Below are 233 nucleotides of genomic sequence, written 5' to 3'. Positions count from 1 at the left end.
ATAAACTTGACCGCGTTTTAGAAGGAGATCTTGATGAACTTATTCATGCACTCATATCCGATCACCAAACAGCCCTCCTTATGGAAATGGATCATCATGAATGAACAAACATTCTCTCAACAATGTCATTCGACAAACTCAAGAAAAATTGCGCTCTCAAGGAGTTTCTGAAGCCAATCTTGATGCAAAAATACTGGTCGAATGGATAACAGATACAAATATATCTGATAGAG

Annotated in this window: 1 pseudogene; it reads left to right on the top strand. The window is 37.3% G+C overall.

Annotated features, from left to right (window positions below):
• Positions 1-100: 100 nt before the first annotated feature.
• A pseudogene (locus ACFINO_RS11470) lies at positions 101-233 on the top strand (peptide chain release factor N(5)-glutamine methyltransferase); the annotation flags it as partial.

It is taken from the genome of Bartonella sp. AA83SXKL, assembly GCF_042196965.1.
Classification (GTDB): domain Bacteria; phylum Pseudomonadota; class Alphaproteobacteria; order Rhizobiales; family Rhizobiaceae; genus Bartonella.
This window is presented reverse-complemented; position numbering and strand designations above follow the sequence as displayed.